The following is an 18,205-nucleotide window of genomic DNA, read 5'->3' on the forward strand; positions in this document are numbered from 1 at the left end:
AGCTTAATTTCTGGCTAGGGAGAGGCTGCACACCAATGCATGCAGACGCTTTTCAAAACGCTTAAATTCCGCGCATTTTGTACGAAATGCGCCGCTCAGCGCACGAGTTGCGCCGCCGCGTCGCTGAAGGCGGCCTCGGCATCTTTCAATTGCGATCGGCTGACAGGCACAGGTGGCATTTTGTCAGCGGCAAAAAAGCACTGACCTTTGTCTTTACTCCGCTCGAACCGCGTGACCTTGGACGGGTTCACCAAATAGCTGCGATGCACTTTGATAAATCCTGCAGGCACCAACCGTTTGGTCGCTTCGGTGATGGGCCAGACGCAAAAATACCGCGCGCTGGCGGTGTAGACTTGGCAGTAATGCCCATCGGCGCGCACGAAATTGATGTCATCGGGGGCGACAAAAACCTTACCGCCATCGCGCTCGCATGGAATGCGCCGCAAGGCGGCTTGGCGTTCACTCTCAGCCTGCGCGCTTGCGGCCCGCGCTGTGTCCACTGACGTGTTCTGCTTTGGGTCAAGTGCCGTTTCCGCCGGAATCAAAATCGTTGATCCGACCCACAAAAACGACCCCAAAATCACAAAGCTCGACAAGATCACGCCAATCGCCATGGTCTCATTGCTGATCAAAGGCCCGAACTCGCGGATCGACGGTAAAGCGATGAAATTGGTTTCGGACATTGCAATGAAGTGCACTGAAAACACCGCCAGCCCGAAACACAGCGTTCCGATCAAAATCGTCCGATTGGACCGCTGCCGATACGCCACGCTAAACGCGACGATGCACAGACCGATTGCCAAGACGGACGAACTTAGCACCCCGTAAACCGTATACACGGGCCGACACAACTGCATCCCCGCCATACCAACATAATGCATCGCCAAAATGCCCGCGCCAACAAGCGCCCCCGCGAACATGATGCTCAACTTGGTGCGCGGGGTGAAATGCAAGATCACCAAAGCCAAGGCCACGATTAAAATCGCCATCAAAGCCGAAACCAGAGTCAGCGCCGCGTCATAGTAAAACAAGATCGGCATACTCAAACCCAGCATCGCAATGAAGTGCATCGACCAGATGCCACCCCCAAAGGCAATCGACGCAAGCGCTACCGCAAGTTTGCGCTGCGCAACCGATTTGCGCGACAAGTCTTTGGTCAAAGACAGACCTGCTGCACCACCGAATAAAGCCACGACAAATGAAATCGCAACCAGCCAAATGTTATGTCCGTATTCTAAAAATTCCATTCGCCAAAGATGTATGAGCATGCAATCAAATGCAATTGGGCAATGCACCAATTGCGCTCAACATAATGTGCCTTTGACCATTTTCCTGCGGGTCTGCACCATAGATATTTACCCGTCCAAGGCAGAACTGTGGCTCAACGTTTTCTGCGCATCGCCGTGCGAAGCAAACCACGACACCTAACCTATCGTTGGCTTTTGGGGATGCTATCTATGGTGAAAAACAGCCCGCTTCGATCAACAAAGTTGCCACCACGGCATTTTCATCGCCTGAAAGGCAATATTCACGCCAATGTGAGTACATTCGATAACTTTTTTCGACAGAAATTTCATACTGTCGCGTAACTATGCTTAAAGGCCGAAAACTATCTAAGGTCATAATCGGTTAAAGGAACTTTCGTTTGAAGAAATTGTTGGTCGTTATTGCATCCGTCGCAGTCCTGTCTGGGGCATATGTTTATTCTTTTGGTCTGCCGCCTGCAATTGCAGCACTGGTCAGCTCAGATGCGCCCAGTGATGCGGGTGCTGCCACAGTGGCGCGCGGCGGTGGGGGCCGACGTAATAGTGCCACCACCGTGGTTTTGGCTCCGCTAGAACAGCGAAGCTACGAACTGGTCTTGCGCACGATTGGCACCGCGACAGCCCAGCACAGTGTTGATGTTCTTGCCAGTGAAGCCGGCACCGTGGCCGAAATGCTGATGGCCGCAAACTCAAACGTCGAAGCCGGTGATGTTCTGCTAAAACTGGATGACCGCTCACAGCAGTTGGCCTTGGAAATTGCCGAAGCAGAACGCGATCAGGCCCAAACCACCGTCAACCGCTATGAGGCACTGAAAGCCAGCGGCAATCTGACGGTAACAAATGTATCACTGACCGAAGCCGAAATTGCCCTTCGACTGGCTGAGGCCAACGTCGGATTGGCCAGAATTGCCCTTGAAGATCGTGTCATTCGTGCCCCCATCGCGGGGCAATTGGGTTTGAGCGACATTCAGGTGGGCGATTTCATTTCCATCAATACCCCCATCGTCAGCATCGATGATTCCAGCACAATTGTAGCGGAATTCGAAGTGCCCGAGCGCTCTGTGGATCTGTTGGAAATAGGCAAACCTGTTTTGATTGGCACACCAACCTACACTGGGCGCGTCTTTGAAGGGGCGGTCACTGGGTTTGATACGCAACTGGACGCCGTCACACGCAGCGCCACGGGACGGGCTGAAATTGACAACACGCAAGGTCTGCTGTTGTCGGGCATGACGTTCAACGTGCGTATGGTCGACGAGACAGCCCCCTTGCCTGTCGTCCCCTCCACAGCGATCACATGGGATCGCACAGGCGCTGGCATTTGGGTTTCAGACGAGCGCCGCGCCACACGACACGCAGTCACCATCCGCTTCCGCGAAGGCGACTGGGTTTGGATCGAAACCGACGTGCCTTTGGGCAGTGAGGTTGTCGTTGAAGGGGCCGCCAAACTGCGCGATGGCGCAACTGTGACCTCGGCCACTGATGCAAAGGGTCGGTCATGAGCTTAGAGAAAAAACTGCATAAATCTGGGTTTGCCGACACTTTTGTCGCCCGACCGATCTTTGGGATTGTTCTCAACCTTTTGGTGATTATCGCAGGCCTTGCCGCTTTAACCAGCGTCGATGTGCGCGAAATGCCAGATGTCGATCGCCCCGTTTTGTCGGTGCGTACAACTTATGAAGGCGCTGTGCCTGCCACTGTAGATTCAGAAATCACCCAAGTGTTAGAGGACGCATTGAGCGCACTCGAAGGGCTGTCTTATATGGAATCGTCCTCCAGCACAGGGTCAAGCCGGATCACGATTGACCTATCCGATAACACAGATGTTGATGTTGCGGCCAATGAAGCGCGTGAAATCGTATCCAGCACAATGCGGCAACTGCCCGATGACGTGGATGATCCCACCGTTAGCAAAAGTGACACCAACTCTGATGCGATTATCAGGCTGGCCTTGCTTGGGGATGCATCGTTTGACACGCTGACCCAGCTTGCCGAAGGGCCTATATATGAGCGGCTGTCTACGATTGATGGCATCGCCGAAGTCACCGTACGGGGCAATCAATCCAACGAATTTCGCGTCACGGTCAATCTGACCTCCCTGCTCAGCCGCGGTTTGACAATTTTCGACGTCAGCACCGCCTTGCAAAACCTGCGCGATGACACGCCTTTGGGATCGATTGAAGCCCAAAACCAGACCCTTTCGTTGAGTGTCGCCAACAAAAATGTCACGGTCGATACAATCGCATCGCTCCAAATCAACAGCACAACCACCGTCGCAGATGTCGCATTGGTGCAGCTTGTCCCCGAAGAAAGCTCAGTCTTTGCCCGCGTTAACGGTCAGACCGCGATTGGCATGGACATCACCCGTCAATCTATCGGCAACACGCTTGAGATTTCGCGCGCGGTGACCATTGCCGTAGACGAGCTGCAATCGCAATTGCCCGAAGGGGTCGAACTGATCATTGGCTCAGACGATGGAATCTTTATCGAAGGCTCGATCTCTGAGGTGGTGAAATCAATCATGCTGGCCACGGCCATTGTGGTTGCGGTGATCTTTGTGTTCCTGCGCTCGCCACGGGCCACTTTTATTCCGGCTGTGACCATTCCAGTGGCGCTGATCGGCACTTTGGCCGCGATTTGGATCACCGGATTTTCGGTCAACACCATCAGCTTGCTGGCGCTGGTTTTGGCGACGGGCATGGTTGTGGATGACGCGATTGTTGTGATCGAAAACATCGTACGCAAACGCAAAGAAGGTATGGGCGCTTTCGCGGCGGCCGCAGCAGGCACCAACGAGGTGTTCTTTGCCGTGATCTCGACCACGGCGACCTTGGCGGCTGTGTTTATTCCTATTTCATTCCTGCCCGGTCAGGCCGGTGGCGTCTTTGCCGAATTTGGGTTTGTGCTGGCCTTCGCTGTCACGCTTTCGTCTTTCACGGCGCTCACATTAACCCCTGTCTTGGCCGCCCTTTTGGACCCTGGAAAACGCGATGCCGAACGCCCGTCTGGAGCGACAAAACCAAGCGCGCTGGCCAGATACTTCGGCAAGGTCATGGATTTTGCGATCAGAACGCCGATCCTGATCCTCGCGATTGCGGGCGGCTTTGTGATGATCGCGATTGCTGCGGCGACCACTTTACCGTCAACAGTGACCCCCACCGAAGATCGGGGCTTCTTTTTGATCCAAGCACGCGGGGCTTCGGACACAACCGTGTCTTATCTCGACAGTCAGGTGGTGATGGTCGAAGACATTCTTCAGCCGTACTACGAGTCCGGTGAAATTCAGACCATACAAAGCATTATCGGCGTTGGTGGCGGAACAAGTGGCTTTATCATCGTGCGTCTGCCCGATTGGAATGAACGTGATTTTACCCAAGCGGAACTCATGTCCAAGATCAATGGCCAACTGTCTGCAATTCCAGGCGTACAAATCAGCGCAAGGTCGAGCAACAGCTTGAATATTCGTGGCGGTGGCAGCGGACTTGGGCTGGCAGTCACCGGCACAAATCTTGATGATATGACCGCTGCTGCGGAAACACTGATCGCGGCCATGGCCCAAGACGAGACCTTTGTGAACCCACAATTGTCGAGCGCCAGCGTGAATGCGCAATTGCAAGTGAACGTCAACGATGCCGCCGCCAGCGACATGGGGCTAACCAGTTCAGAAATGACAGCCCTGATCAGCGCGATGGTGCAAGGCGATGTCGCCGTCAGCGTGTTTGAAAATGACACAGAAGTTGACGTTAACGTCGTGCCAGGAGGGCCGCCCATTGATGATCCGTCAGACATCGCCTCTTTGTCAGTGCGTTTGGACAGCGGTGATTATGTGCCGGTTTCTGCCCTTGCCACGTTGGAAATGGCCGTATCTGAGGCGCAGATCGAACGCCAAGGCGGGGCTTTGACGATCGACTTGCAAGCCAACCTTGGCGAAGGTGTCAACCTGTCCACCGCTATGGCCCGTGCGCAAGATCTTGCGGCTGAAGCCTTGCCCGAAGGTATGGGACTTATTTTCACCGGTGAGGCGGCAACGCTGAGCGATGGTGCAAATGCACTTTACGCCGTCTTCGGCGTGGCGATGCTTGTGGTTTTATTGGTGCTTGCTGCGCAGTTCGAAAGCTTTGCCAGCGCTGTCGTGATCATGATGACGGTGCCCTTTGGTTTGGCCGCTGCCCTTTTGGCGATCTCGCTGACGGGCGGATCATTGAACTATTACAGTCAAATCGGTTTGGTGATTTTGATTGGCGTTATGGCCAAAAACGGGATTTTGATTGTCGAGTTTGCCAATCAGTTGCGTGAAAAAGGTCAAGACATCGACGCCGCAATCCGAAACGCTGTACAACTGCGTATTCGTCCAGTGATGATGACAATGATCTCGACCATCTTTGGCGGTTTGCCCTTGATCTTTACCTCAGGTGCAGGTGCCGAGGCGCGGATTGCTGTGGGCTGGGTCATTGTGGGCGGCTTGGGTTTTGCCACCGTGTTTACGTTGTTTTTGACGCCGATCTTCTATCGCTGGATTGCCGTTTGGGGCACAGCGCCCGGTGCGGCTGCGGCGCGCTTGAAATCTGAGATCACAACATCTACAGCAAAAGCCTAAATATAAAAATCTGCGGCCGGTGGTTTACATCACCGGTCGTTTTTGACCCAAACCTGCGTTTGTTGCCGTTTCGGCAAAGCTCCCCTACCTGATACGTTCTTCCCGTGACCAATCCCAAAATCTAATGATGGATCTGTACCCATCGAGAGGATTGATCATGACTGAGACCAAAGGCGTTATTGAACAAAAACTGGAAGCACTCGGGCTGGCCCTTCCCCCTGCCCCGCGCCCCATCGGAAACTACCTGCCAGCCGTTCAGGTTGGAAATATGCTTTACGTGTCAGGCACTTTGGGCACGATCCGTGATGAAAACGACCAAGACATCATGCCGATCAAAGGCAAACTCGGCGGCGAGTTGACGATTGCCCAAGGCTATGAATCTGCCAAACTGATGGCGCTGAACCACTTGGCTTTGATGAAGCTGGTTATCGGCGATTTGGACCGTATCGAACGCATCGTGAAAATGGTCGGTTACGTTAATTCCGCACCTGGTTTTACCGAAGCGCATCTGGTGATGAACGGCGCGTCTGACCTGTACCTTGAACTGCTCGGCCCAGAGCGCGGCAAACATGCTCGCGCCGCTTTGTTCCAAAACGAACTTGGTTTGGACGCGCCAGTTGAGGCCGAAATGACGGTTCTGTTGAAATCAGAATGAAGATGGCGCCCAGCATATCTGTTGGGCGTCTTTAAGTGCCGCTTCATCCAAAGCCTCCCAAAGCGGAAACCTGTCCTCGGCGAACTTTGCAAACAGCTCAGTTGCTGGGGACAAGGCCCGTTGACGCCGCCGCGCGATCGACAATCGTCGATGCGCAAAGGCCGCGCATTGCAGGTTCACCGGTGCCAAAGTCCCGTTGGTCACCTCACCATAAACCCCCTGCAACGGCACGAACATCACCGCTTGCGTGCGCAGTGCATAGTTGCGCAGAAAGTTCAAAAGGTTGCTGCGCGCACAGGGGGACACGTCGGCCTTTGCCTTTTTCGCCACCCGTTTGACCAGTTGCGAAATGCCAAAACTGTCATCTGGCAAGACATGGCGATACGTCAAAATATCGGCCAGTTCCACCGCACGCCCGTCACTGAGTGGGTGATCTGGCGGCACGAAAGCCATCAAGGGTTGGTGATAATGGGCTGTGGTTTCAATCGCGTGGTGGTTTGAGAAATCATAGACAAAGCCGATGTCTGCTTCATAGCGGTCCAACGCATTCACCGTTTCATCCAAGCTGGCTACCGTGATGTCAAAGGTCACATCGGGATAGCTTTCGTTGAATTCGGTCAGGATATCAGGCAAGAAATTTTCGGTGATCCCCTCAACTGTGGTGATGCGGATCACGCCGCGATGCAAGGCACGCAAATCATCGATATCGGAATGAACCAATTGTAGCTGCGCCTCAATTTTCAACCCGTGTTTCCAAAGCCGCTCGCCCGCTTCTGTCAGGCTCACCCCGTCAGATCGCCGGTCCAGCAGCACGCAATCCAATTCATGTTCCAGCGCAGAAATCTGGCGGCTGATGGCAGAGGCGGCAACATGTTGCCGCTCAGAAGCGCGTCGAATCGACTTACACTTTGCGACTTCCATAAAATACCTCAAACCGTTCAAATTCATAGCATTGCCCTATTTTTATGCACAAAAACCGATCAACTCCTGCGCGCACCTGTTGCCAATTTGGCAACGCCCACGTCGCAAGTTAATGCTACCTTCTTCAAAATTTGCAATGCCATAGTTGGTCAACGAACGGGGCGTTTGTGGACTTTGAGCCCTCTAACCCTTGTTTGTTTTGTATTTGTGAATCTTCTGAACCGGCCCAAATGGGTCGCAAAAAAAGAAGAACACCGCGCGTCATCATCCTGTCCAACAAAGGAAAACTCAATGAAACTGTTCTCCACCGCCTCCATCCTCGCGGCCTCAGTTCTGCTCACCACCGCCGCCAACGCCCAAGAGGTCACATTGCGCCTTGGTCACACAGGCGCCCCAACGCACCACTATCAAACCATCTCAGAACTGTTTGCCGAAACCGTCAAAGAGCGTTCAAACGGCGAGATCCAGATCGACGTCTACCCTGCCGATCAACTGGGCAAGCAATTGGAAGCCGTCGAAGGCACGATGCTAGGCACGCAAGATATCTTCCTTGTCTCAGACACTGTATTGTCGAATTGGGTACCAGATATGGGCATCTTGAATCTGCCGTTCATGTTCTCGTCGCTCGATGATGTGCACGAAGTTCTGGAAGGCCCAGTGGGAGATAAACTCGAAGCGAAAATGGCTGGCACCGGTGCAACTGTCATCGGCTGGTGGATGGGCGGTTTGCGCAACATCACCAACAACGAGCAACCCATCACCGATCCATCCCAGCTTGAGGGCGTGAAAATCCGTGTGCCCGAAGGCGAAGTTTTTGTTGAAACGTTCAAGGCTATGGGCGCGAATCCTGTGGTGATTTCATTTGGCGAGCTTTATTCCGCGTTGCAACTTGGCACGGCTGACGCCCAAGAAAACCCACCTGCGCATATCTTGACGCAGAAATTCTATGAGGTTCAGGCCTATACCTCTAAAACCTCGCATATCTACCTTGGCTCGCCTTTGATCATGAACGAAGCACTGCTTGAGTCTTTGTCTGATGAACACCGAGCCATCATCTTAGACGCGGCCACAGAAATGGCTGGCGTGCATTTGAAAATGGTGAATGATCTGGAAGACGCCCAATGGGCCGAATTGGCCGCTTTGGGCAATCAAATCAACGAAGTCGACCCCGCGCCGTTCCAAGCTGCGACAGCCCCTGTGATTGAAATGTTCAAGAAAACGCTGGACGCTGATATCATCGAAGAAATCCAAGCCACATTGGCCGATTAACCCAACTTGGCGCGCGAGGTATGATGCCCCCGCGCGCCAACAGGAAGGCTGCTTATGAAATTCTTTGATCATTTGGACACGGCTGTCAGGATCGTTGCGGGCCTGTGTCTGTTCGCCGTGTTTGTATTGGTCACCGCACAGGTCGCCAGTCGGTTTTTGTTTAATTTCTCGCTTGCGGCCGCCAGTGAACTGTCGATCTACGCAATGATCTGGTCGGTGTTTTTAGGCGCAGCCGTCGCCTTTCGCTCAAACAGCCATATCGCGATGGATATCTTGAAAAACAAACTGCCCAAATCCGTTCAGGGCGTGGCCGATGTGGTGATCTTCATCTTATTGGCAGGGTTTTTGTGCCTGATCGCCACCGAAGGCTATGACTTGGCCCTGCGCGCCATGCGCCAATCATCCCCTGCGGCCAAAATACCGGTTGGCTACATCACAATGGCGATCCCTGTTGGCTCGATCCTTGCGCTGATCTTTTTGACAGAACAAAAACTGCGCCCGTTTTTTAAGGACAAACGCCATGACTGAAATCCTGTTTCTGGCCCTCTTTGCGCTTTTGCTGATGGGTGTGCCTGTCGCCTTTTCCCTTGGCATCGCCTCGGTCGCGGCCTTGTATTTTGGCAGCTCCATCCCGATGCTCATCGTGCCACAAAAGCTGTTCAATGGTCTCAATTCCTTTCCCTTTCTAGCGATCCCGCTGTTTTTGCTCGCGGGCAATATCATGGCCGCCGCACAGATATCCGAACGGCTGGTGAAACTTTCGGGCCTTGCTTTGGGCCGTTATCCTGGCGGGCTGGCGCAAATGTCCACTGGGGCATCTGCCTTTTTCGGCGCGATCTCTGGCTCGGCACCTGCAACCACCTCGGCCATTGGCTCAATTTTAATCCCGTCCATGGTCAAACGCGGCTATGCGCCCGCCTTTGCTGGCGCGGTTGTTGCCTCATCCGGCGCGTTGGGTTTGATCATTCCCCCCAGCCTGACCATGGTGATTTACGGCACCATCGCAGATGTCTCTATCGGTGATCTGTTTATCGCGGGCATTTTACCGGGGATCGTGATCGCCTGCGCCTTGGGCGTGGTGAATTACATTATGGCGAAACGCCTTGGACTGTCAGGCGAACCGGTCAGCCCCGATATGCGCCCCCGCAAAGTGATCGCTGAAAGCAGTCTGGCCTTGGTCATGCCGTTGATCATTCTGGGCGGCATTTACGGCGGTATCTTTACCCCCACGGAATCTGCCGCTGTCGCCTGTCTCTACGGGTTGATTGTGGGCATGTTCGTTTACCGGTCTATTTCGTTCAAATCGCTGGGGCCTATTTTTATCGACACAGCCATCAGTTCGGCGATTGTCATGTATCTGATGGGCACGGCCAACGCCTTTTCCTATATCATAACCGCCGAACAAGTGCCGCAGGCCTTGGCTGCATCGATTTTAGAGTTCAGCTCGAACCCCACATTGATCATGGTGATGATCCTTGCATTGCTTTTGCTTGCTGGCACGTTTTTGGACAATGTCGCGGCGCTGGTGCTGTTGGTGCCAACTTTGGGCACCTTGATTTTGGCCGTGGGCATTGATCCGATTTATTTTGGTGTTTTCACCGTCATCGCCTTGGCTGTTGGCAATTTCACCCCGCCTGTAGGGTTGAATCTGTTCATCGCCGCCCGCTTGTCGAAATCGCGCATGGAAGACATTTCCAAAAGCGCGCTGCCCTATATAGGCGCTTATCTGGTGGTGCTTATCCTGCTGATCCTTTTTCCCAAAGTCATCACGCTGTTTGTGTGACCTTTCAAATTCTCGGAGCCTAAATTGAACACCGAACTCACATCTGTCAGCGCCACCACTTTGGCCGCACGCCTTGCGTCTGGCGAATTGACATCCCAAGCGCTGGTTGAAGCCTGCTTTGCCGCCATCAAAGCCCATAACGATGACGCGGTTTTCATCACGCTCACAAAAGAATCCGCCATCAAAGCCGCCAAAGACAGTGATGCCCGCCGCAAGGCTGGCAAGCCGCTCAGCGAATGGGACGGTATTCCAGTGGCATGGAAAGATTTGGTCGACATCCCCGACACACCAACAACCGCCGCCAGCGCGGTTTACGAAAATGCGCCCGCCCCCACACAAGGCGCTGTTATCTATGACAATTGCACCAAAGCAGGGTTGATCTGCATCGGCAAAACCAACCTGTCGGAATTTGCCTACTCTGGCCTTGGGTTGAACCCGCATTTCGGAACACCCGTAAACCCGCATTCCACCGACACGCCCTTGGCCCCTGGGGGGTCTTCCGCTGGGTCTGCCGTGGCGGTTGCTGCCTCTTTGGTTCCGCTGGCCATTGGCACAGATACCGCTGGTTCCGTGCGGGTGCCCGCCTCTTTTTGCGGCATCACAGGGTTCAAATCCAGCCAAGCCCATTACGACAAAACGGGTATTTTTCCATTGTCCGAAAGCCTGGATTCTGTTGGCAGTTTCGCGCATTGCGTGGACGATATCATCACCTTCGACGCCATTTTGCGCAGCGAGGCTCCGCAAGCCATGCCAGTCATCTCATCTGACAAACCAAACCTGATTGTGCCAACAGATGTTGTGCTAAACGGTTTGGACACAGAAGTTGCCGATTGCTTTGAAGCCGCGTTAGAGACGCTGTCACAAGCAGGCTATACCATCACACGGCAAGCCTTTCCGATTTTCACCGAAGTGGCAGAGCTGTTCGCCAAACACGGCACATTAACAGTGGCTGAGGCCGCAACGGTGCACAAAGATTTGCTGGCAAGTCCTGATGCGGCCAAGATGGATCAGCGCGTGTTTGAGCGCATGAAAACCGCCGCGCAATTCTCGGCCCAAGACTACATCCAACTGCAATGGGACCGCGCCCGTTTGGAAGCGGCTGTCACCCAGACCCTTGGTCACGATATATTGGTTTGTCCTAGTGTCGCGATCACCGCCCCTGCCATCGCAGAATTGGACGCCGACACAGATCACTTTGCACGTACAAATTTGCTGGCTTTGCGCAACACCATGTTGGGGAATTATCTGGGCATGCCCGGCGTCAACATCCCCGCTGGGCACGCCCAAAACGGCGCGCCAATCGGTGTGCTGTTTTCTATGGCCACCTCTTTGGATATAGAATTGCTGCAACACTGCCGTGCGATTGAGACCACGTTGCGCTAACAGTCAGACACTGCACGTTCAAAACTTTACCTCGACCCGAAACCGCTGCGTATCGCCACGCTGCGGTTTTGGCGTATAAGGACGCAGCTTGCAGTGATCACACGTTGCAAGACACCGCCAGTTCGTTCAACGATGCCCCAAACAGACGATCAACCTTTCAGGAGCCCCTGACGTGACAACGCGTAAGTCGAAAAAAACCCCCTCTTACTGGACCAATGATCTATCAGATGCGTTCAAAGATTACCTAGACGGGCGCGGGCTTGATGAGGTCGAACTCATCATATCTGATATCGCGGGCACATCACGCGGCAAGGCCATGCCCGCCTATAAGTTCGAGCCAAGCGAGTCGTTCTATTTGCCGATCTCTCTGTTTTATCAAACGATTTCTGGGGCCTATGTCGACATGGACATCGAAAACCAGTGGTTTGAACACGACGTGACCTTGGTCGCCGATATGTCCACAGCCTGCGCGATCCCTTGGGGCGACGACGCCTCCGTGCAAGTGATCTGCGATATGAAAACCCGCGAAGGCACACCGCTATCCGTGGCTCCGCGCAACGTGCTGCGCCGCGTTTTGGACCTATATGATGCCGCGGGATGGACCCCCGTTGTCGCCCCTGAGCTTGAATTTTATCTCACAAAACCAAATGTGGACCCCACCGAAGCCATCGAGCCGCCCATCGGACGCACGGGGCGTCAATGCGTGGGCAGTCAGGTCTATTCGATGGCCGCCGTTGACGAATTTGGCCCTGTGATCGACACGATTTATGACTTTGCCGAAGCTCAAGGCCTGCGCATCGACACCGTGATTCAAGAAGGCGGCGCGGGCCAAGTCGAGGTGAACTTGCTGCATGGCAATCCACTTGAACTGGCCGATCAAGTGTTTTTTTTCAAACGCACCATCCGCGAGGCCGCGCTGAAAAACGGCATGTTCGCCACCTTCATGGCCAAACCCATGCGCGATGAACCGGGCAGCGCGATGCATCTGCATCAATCGATCATCGACAGTAAAACCGGTCAAAACATTTTCTCAGATGACGACGGCAATCCAACAGAGGCTTTCGAGCATTTCATCGGTGGGTCGCAAATTTACACCATGCAAGCCGTGCCGCTTTTGGCCCCCTATGTGAATTCCTATCGTCGGATCACGATCGGCGGGCAATCCGCGCCCTCGAACCTTGAATGGGCGGCAGACAATCGCACCACGGGCCTGCGCGTGCCTCATTCCGGTCCTGCGGCGCGGCGGTTGGAAAACCGTGTGATCGGCATGGATTGCAACCCCTATCTGGCCATCGCGGCCTCGCTGGCTTGTGGGTATCTGGGGCTTGTAAACAAGATCAAACCCCGCCCCGCCGCCACCAAAGAGGTCTGGGAAACAGAGCACCCCTTGCCGTACACCCTTGGGATGGCCTTGGATCTGTTTGAAGAGGCAGATGAGCTATGGCAGGTTCTCGGCCAAGAGTTCTGCCAGCTGTTCCTTGATCTAAAACGCGCAGAGAACGAAGAATATCAGCGCGAAATTTCCCCTTGGGAACGCCAACACCTTTTGCTGAACGTGTAGCCCATGAACCTGCTAACGATCAACGACACGGCGGGGGCCTATCCCCCGTCTTATTATGCACGCGACATCGACCCAATCCCCAATGCTGGGCCTGCCCAAGGGGATATTCACTGCGATGTCTGTGTGATCGGCGGCGGCTTCACCGGCCTGTCGACAGCACTGCATTTGGCAAAACGTGGCTACTCTGTGCACCTGATGGAAGCGCAGCGCATCGGATTTGGCGCGACGGGGCGCAATGGGGGGCAGGTCGGCCAAGGTCAACGGCTTGACCAAGACACGTTAGAACAAATGTTCGGCGGGACGCGGGCAAAAGATCTTTGGACCATCGGCACCCATGCCTCGGATTTGGTGCGCAAACTGGCCCAATCCGATTTGGTACAGGCAGACTTTCACCCCGGTTTGTTGTACGTCAACCACCGCGAACGTTATGACGCCACATCCCGCGCTTATGTCGCTAAGATGAACGACACATATGGCTATAATCAAATGTCGTTTTTAGACCGCGATCAAGTGCAAGATTTGGTCAAATCCTCGGCCTATTTTGGCGGCACCTATGACACAGGCGGCGGTCACATTGACCCACTGCAATTCGCCTTTGGCTTGGCCCGTATGGCGCAAGCAGCCGGCGCAATCCTGCATGAAAACAGTCAGGTGACAGAAATCAAACACGGGTCCAACGTGACCCTGCGCACCAAAGAGGCGCGCATCCGTGCGAAATATGTTGTGATGTGTTGCAACGGCTATATCGGAGATTTGCACGATGACGTATCGCGCCGTGTCATGCCGATCAACAATTACATCGTCGCGACAGAACCTTTGTCAGACGCAGAGCGCGCAGCCGTTTTGCCCCAAAACATCGCCGTCGCCGACAGCAAGTTCGTCGTGAATTACTACCGTTTCAGCGATGACAACCGCATGTTGTTTGGCGGCACCGAAACCTATGGCTACCGCTTCCCCAAAGACATCGCCCGCCAAGTGCGCAAACCGATGCGCAAGATCTTTCCCCAACTCAAAGACGTCAAAATCGACTACGCTTGGGGCGGCACTTTGGGCATCACCATGAACCGGATGCCGCATTATGCCACCTACGGCACCGGCAATATCCTAAGCCTATCTGGGTTTTCAGGATCAGGCGTGGCCATGGGCACCCTATCCGGTCAAATTGCCGCCGAGATGATATCAGGTCAGGCCGAGCGTTTCGATATTATGGCCAATCTGCCCAGCCCGCAGTTTCCAGGCGGGCCAAAAATGCGTCAACCGCTGCTTGTTCTTGCGATGCTTTGGTATGGGCTGCGCGACAGGCTTTAGCGTGATTTACCGCTGGGCGCGTCGTTCAATCAAAGCGCGTCCGGCAGACACCAAGCCATTCTGGATGTCATTCTCAATCGCCAAGGTCAAAGCCTCAGACGCGCGATCCATCAATGCTTCAAGGATGGCCTTGTGGTCATCCATCACATAAAATTCACCCACATCCGAGATCAATTCACGCTGGAACGGCCCAAGTTGCAGCCAGATGCTTTCGATCAGCGGCAAAGACGTCAAATCAGGGTTCGCGCCATATAATGCACGATGAAATTTGTGGTTCAGGCAGATCATCCGATCATAATCCCGCCGAGAAATCGCCGCGTCCATTTCGTCGTCAATGACGCGCAACTCACCGATCACAATATCCGAAATATACGGCAAGGCCCGCAGCCCTGCATGACACTCCAAAACCAACCGTGTCGACACGAGATCTTCAAATCGACCTGCGCTCATTTCAGGAATCAGCATTCGACGATTGTCTTGGGCCTCGACTGCCTGTTCAGAATTTAATCGGCGCAAGGCCTCACGAATCGGGGTCGCGGAAAGGCCCATCACATCCGCCAAACCGCGCATTGTCAGCGATGCGCCCGTCGGAATAGCCCCCACCATAATCGCATTGCGCAAGCGCATATACACATATTCTTGGCTGGTCAGCCCCTCGCCGCCTTCAAATTCTGGAACTTCAAAGCTCATATATCGACCTGATCCTTTTGTGCCTGTCGCCAGACTAGAATTGAGTTTGACATAAGTCAACAAAGGTGTCACAAAATATTAAATGCTATCACATTTTAATAAAGGATGTGGCAATTGCCTCAACTCGATCCCGAAAACTGGCTGAAATCCAACCCAGATGCGACCTCAGCAACCATTGCGATCTGCGATATCAACGGGGTGTTTCGCGGCAAACGCGTGCCCGTTGAACAAATCGTCAAGATTTTCAAAGACGGTGTGCGTATGCCCACGTCCTCATGCACTGTTGATATTTGGGGCTGCGATCTTGAAGACAGCGAATTGGTGTTTGACTCAGGGGATGCCGATGCCATCTGCACCGTCACAGACCGCGGTTTGGTAGAACGTCATATCGCGGGACAGATATCGGCTTTCGTGCCAGTCACCATGTTTAACGAGGATGGAACCCCAGAGCCGACAGACCCAAGACAGGCTCTTGCCGCAATTGTTGATCGGTTCAAATCCCACGGCTATAGGCCTGTTGTTGCGACCGAACTTGAATTTTATCTGACCTCAGGCCCCGCAGAAGAGGTGGAACCCGCGACCCTTCCGGGTGAGGCCGGACCACTGGAACATCACAACGTTTTATCCGTGGCCGAGCTGGACCAATTGCAGCCGTTTCTGGACGATATTTATGCCGAAGCAACCCGCCAAGGCATCGTGCCAGATGCGATTATTTCTGAAAGCGGCACAGCCCAGTTTGAATTGAACCTAATGCACAGCGACGACGCCCTGCGCGCAGCCGATGACGCGGTTTTGTTCAAAAACCTCGTGCGCAGCGTTGCCCGCGCCCATGGGTTTCGTGCGACCTTTATGGCCAAACCCTTTGGCGACAAGGCGGGCAACGGGTTGCATGTGCATTTCTCGGTGCTGGACGCGGCGGGACAGAATATTTTCGATAACGGCACTGACGACGGCTCAGATCTGATGCTGCACGCAGTTGCTGGGCTGGCGGCCATGATGACCGACAGCGCATTGATTTTCGCGCCGCATCAAAACAGCTACCGACGCATCCGGCCCAATGCCCATGCCCCCACGGCTGTGGCTTGGGGCTATGAAAACCGCACCTGTGCCATTCGCATTCCAGGTGGTGCCAATGCTGCGCGACGCATCGAACACCGCGTTGCTGGCGGCGATGCCAACCCTTACTTGGTTTTGACGGCCATTTTGGGGGCAGCGATTTATGGCATAGAAAACAAACTCACGCCCCCTGCCCCGACTGAGGGCAACGCCTATGAAACAGACGCGCCCTTGCTGCCGCTGCATTGGCACGGGGCTATCGATGCCTTTGAGAAAAGCACTTTGCTGCCGCATATCATCGACCCCCAATTGATCCGGCTATTTGCACAGATCAAAACGCAGGAACTTGATAAACTTCTCAGCATCGTCCCCGCCAGCGAATACAGCGCCTATTTGGAGACCGTGTGATGACCCCGCCCCGTCCTTATGCTGGTAACGGCGATCACACCGACAGCTACTATGCCGCCTCTGCCAACACGCGAATTTTGCGCTCTGCACTAACCGGAGATCAAAGTTTTGACATTTGTGTTGTAGGCGCTGGATATTCTGGCCTGTCCACAGCGCTGCATCTGGCGGAAAAAGGCCATAACGTTGCCATCGTTGAGGGCGCGCGGATCGGCTGGGGCGCTTCTGGACGCAATGGCGGGCAAGTCGTCAACGGGCTGAACGCATCGTTGCAAACCATCGAACGCCGCTACGGCCCAGACACCGCGACATTCGTGTCTGGTCTGGTGATGGAAGGGGCCGAGATCATTCGCGAGCGGGTCAGAACCTATGACATCGATTGCGATTTGAAACCGACGAACCTGTTCACCGCCTACACTGATGCCCATATGCGCGAGCTTGAAGAACGACTTGCCTTGTGGCGCGGCTACGGTATTGAGACGCAAGAAATAGTGTCTAAAGCACAGATGCGAGACTATGTCGGTTCTGACGTTTACGCAGGCGGGATGATCGATCACGCAGGCGGCCATATGCATCCGCTCAATCTGGCTTTGGGCGAAGCGGCCGCCTTCGAGCAAAACGGCGGCACGATTTATGAGATGTCACGCGTGATTGACGTCCATTACGACCAGCCCAACCCTGTCGTGAAAACTGCGCAGGGCAGCATCACCTGCAAAAAAGTTGTGCTATGTGGCAACGCCTATCTAGGCCACGTGGTGCCAAAATTGACGGCGCGGGTCATGCCTGTGTCAACGCAAATGATGGCCACGGAACCCCTGTCCCAAGACCAAGCCGAACGTTTGCTGCCCACAGACACTTGCGTCGAAGACATTCGATTTATCCTCGATTATTTCCGCCTGTCAGCCGACAATCGCCTGCTGTTTGGCGGCGGGACTGTTTATGGCGGCGCAGACCCTAAAGACATCGAATCCAAGCTGCGCAAGAATATGCACAAGGTGTTTCCCGAACTGAAAGCCACAAAAATTGACTACGCTTGGAGCGGCAATTTCGCCCTGTCGTTCAGCCGTGTACCTCAATTGGGGCGTCTGAACGACAACACCTATTTCGCGCATGGCTATTCCGGCCACGGGGTCACAGGATCGCACACATTTGGTCGCATTCTCGCCGAAGCCATCGATGGCGACATGTCGCGCTTTGATGTCTTTGCAGGCTTGCCGTGGATTCCCTTTCCCGGTGGACGCCTGCTCCGCGTGCCCTATTCAATGATCGGCTCTTGGTATTACAGTTTCAAAGACAAGTTTGGAGTGTGAAG

At 54.2% G+C, this 18,205-nt stretch carries 14 protein-coding genes; 11 read left to right on the forward strand and 3 right to left on the reverse strand.

Translation table 11 applies throughout. The annotated features are described in order from the left end of the window. Window positions 1-95 precede the first annotated feature (95 nt). Entirely contained in the window at window positions 96-1,247 is a 1,152-nt protein-coding gene (locus KO503_RS10010; RefSeq protein ID WP_215991418.1) for an MHYT domain-containing protein, read from the reverse strand. 398 nt (window positions 1,248-1,645) lie between these two features. Between KO503_RS10010 and KO503_RS10015 the strand changes: the two genes are divergently transcribed. From KO503_RS10015 to KO503_RS10025, 3 genes are all read left to right on the forward strand, one after another. After that, on the forward strand, window positions 1,646-2,767 hold the full coding sequence (locus KO503_RS10015; RefSeq protein ID WP_215991419.1) for an efflux RND transporter periplasmic adaptor subunit: 1,122 nt from the start codon (window positions 1,646-1,648) through the stop codon (window positions 2,765-2,767). Next, a complete protein-coding gene (locus KO503_RS10020) occupies window positions 2,764-5,862 on the forward strand; it encodes an efflux RND transporter permease subunit (RefSeq protein WP_215991420.1) in 3,099 nt (1,032 codons plus the stop codon). The genes KO503_RS10015 and KO503_RS10020 overlap by 4 nt, the downstream gene beginning before the upstream one ends. Window positions 5,863-6,019: 157 nt before the next feature. Continuing rightward, window positions 6,020-6,517 carry a RidA family protein gene (locus KO503_RS10025; RefSeq protein ID WP_215991421.1) on the forward strand — a complete coding sequence of 166 codons (498 nt, stop codon included), beginning with the start codon at window positions 6,020-6,022 and terminating at the stop codon, window positions 6,515-6,517. Here the strand turns inward: KO503_RS10025 and KO503_RS10030 are convergent. Next, window positions 6,509-7,465 carry a LysR family transcriptional regulator gene (locus tag KO503_RS10030; RefSeq protein WP_215991422.1) on the reverse strand — a complete coding sequence of 319 codons (957 nt, stop codon included), beginning with the start codon at window positions 7,463-7,465 and terminating at the stop codon, window positions 6,509-6,511. The two genes, KO503_RS10025 and KO503_RS10030, sit on opposite strands and share 9 nt — an antisense overlap. A gap of 264 nt (window positions 7,466-7,729) precedes the next feature. Between KO503_RS10030 and KO503_RS10035 the strand changes: the two genes are divergently transcribed. From KO503_RS10035 to KO503_RS10060, 6 genes are all read left to right on the forward strand, one after another. After that, entirely contained in the window at window positions 7,730-8,707 is a 978-nt protein-coding gene (locus KO503_RS10035; protein ID WP_215991423.1) for a TRAP transporter substrate-binding protein, read from the forward strand. Between the two features lie 54 nt (window positions 8,708-8,761). After that, window positions 8,762-9,235 (forward strand): TRAP transporter small permease, encoded by a 474-nt coding sequence (locus tag KO503_RS10040; RefSeq protein ID WP_215991424.1) that lies wholly within the window; start codon window positions 8,762-8,764, stop codon window positions 9,233-9,235. Beyond that, the gene (locus KO503_RS10045; protein WP_215991425.1) at window positions 9,228-10,490 is read left to right on the forward strand and encodes a TRAP transporter large permease; all 1,263 of its coding nucleotides are present in this window, start codon (window positions 9,228-9,230) and stop codon (window positions 10,488-10,490) included. The genes KO503_RS10040 and KO503_RS10045 overlap by 8 nt, the downstream gene beginning before the upstream one ends. 24 nt (window positions 10,491-10,514) lie before the next feature. After that, window positions 10,515-11,873, forward strand: coding sequence for an amidase family protein (locus KO503_RS10050; RefSeq protein ID WP_215991426.1), 1,359 nt, complete (start codon window positions 10,515-10,517; stop codon window positions 11,871-11,873). A 172-nt stretch (window positions 11,874-12,045) separates the two neighbouring features. Beyond that, complete coding sequence (locus KO503_RS10055) at window positions 12,046-13,434, forward strand: glutamine synthetase family protein (protein ID WP_215991427.1); 1,389 nt, start codon at window positions 12,046-12,048, stop codon at window positions 13,432-13,434. Between the two features lie 3 nt (window positions 13,435-13,437). Further along, complete coding sequence (locus KO503_RS10060) at window positions 13,438-14,742, forward strand: NAD(P)/FAD-dependent oxidoreductase (RefSeq protein WP_215991428.1); 1,305 nt, start codon at window positions 13,438-13,440, stop codon at window positions 14,740-14,742. A 6-nt stretch (window positions 14,743-14,748) separates the two neighbouring features. Here the strand turns inward: KO503_RS10060 and KO503_RS10065 are convergent, their stop codons facing one another. Beyond that, the gene (locus tag KO503_RS10065) at window positions 14,749-15,432 is read right to left on the reverse strand and encodes a GntR family transcriptional regulator (RefSeq protein WP_215991429.1); all 684 of its coding nucleotides are present in this window, start codon (window positions 15,430-15,432) and stop codon (window positions 14,749-14,751) included. A 105-nt stretch (window positions 15,433-15,537) separates the two neighbouring features. On the opposite strand from KO503_RS10065, the gene KO503_RS10070 reads away from it, so the two are divergent. Both KO503_RS10070 and KO503_RS10075 read left to right on the forward strand, forming a co-directional pair. Continuing rightward, entirely contained in the window at window positions 15,538-16,896 is a 1,359-nt protein-coding gene (locus tag KO503_RS10070; RefSeq protein WP_215991430.1) for a glutamine synthetase family protein, read from the forward strand. After that, on the forward strand, window positions 16,896-18,203 hold the full coding sequence (locus KO503_RS10075; protein ID WP_215991431.1) for an NAD(P)/FAD-dependent oxidoreductase: 1,308 nt from the start codon (window positions 16,896-16,898) through the stop codon (window positions 18,201-18,203). The genes KO503_RS10070 and KO503_RS10075 overlap by 1 nt, the downstream gene beginning before the upstream one ends. The last annotated feature ends 2 nt before the right edge of the window (window positions 18,204-18,205 follow it).

The sequence above is a fragment of the Pacificibacter marinus genome (assembly GCF_018860505.1).
Lineage (GTDB): Bacteria > Pseudomonadota > Alphaproteobacteria > Rhodobacterales > Rhodobacteraceae > Celeribacter > Celeribacter marinus_B.